This window comes from Streptomyces aurantiacus JA 4570 (genome assembly GCF_000414115.1).
Classification (GTDB): domain Bacteria; phylum Actinomycetota; class Actinomycetes; order Streptomycetales; family Streptomycetaceae; genus Streptomyces; species Streptomyces aurantiacus_A.
The window spans coordinates 1-465 of the sequence record NZ_AOPZ01000046.1 but is presented as its reverse complement, the minus strand read 5'-3'; the positions used below and the strand labels follow the sequence as shown (position 1 = coordinate 465).

At 69.5% G+C, this 465-nt stretch carries 1 pseudogene; it reads left to right on the top strand.

Annotation, left to right across the window (positions count from 1 at the left end):
* Positions 1–292 (top strand): annotated as a pseudogene (locus STRAU_RS05845) (DUF349 domain-containing protein); the annotation flags it as partial.
* Positions 293–465 lie beyond the last annotated feature (173 nt).

Genomic DNA, 465 nt, shown 5'->3' with positions numbered 1-465 from the left:
CCGAGGGCCTTCTCCGGGTCGCTCATCATGTACCGGTCCTCGGCACGCGGTGGAGCGGGCGCTGCAGGAGTCCGAGGAGGCCGAGTGGCGCCGGACCAACCCGGAGGCGCGGGCTCGGGCCGAGGGCCTGACCGGTCAGCTCCAGGCCGCCGTGGACAAGCTCCAGGGCCAGATCGAGACGGCGCGCGCGGCGGGCAACAACGCCAAGGCGGACAAGCTCCAGAAGGAGCTCGACGGTCGCCAGGCGCTGCTCGACCAGGCGCTCAAGGGGCTGCAGGAGTTCGGCGGTTAGCCGACGGTTCACACGCTGAGGGGCTTGCGTACGCACCGTACGCAAGCCCCTCAGCGTGTGCGGGCCACCTCGGCTCCGGCTCTGCGGGCCGCTTAGAGCCTGTACGGCGACACCGAGATCTACATCTTTCCCTACACGAGCCTTCCGATCTCCGACATCTTCGTCGAGGACGG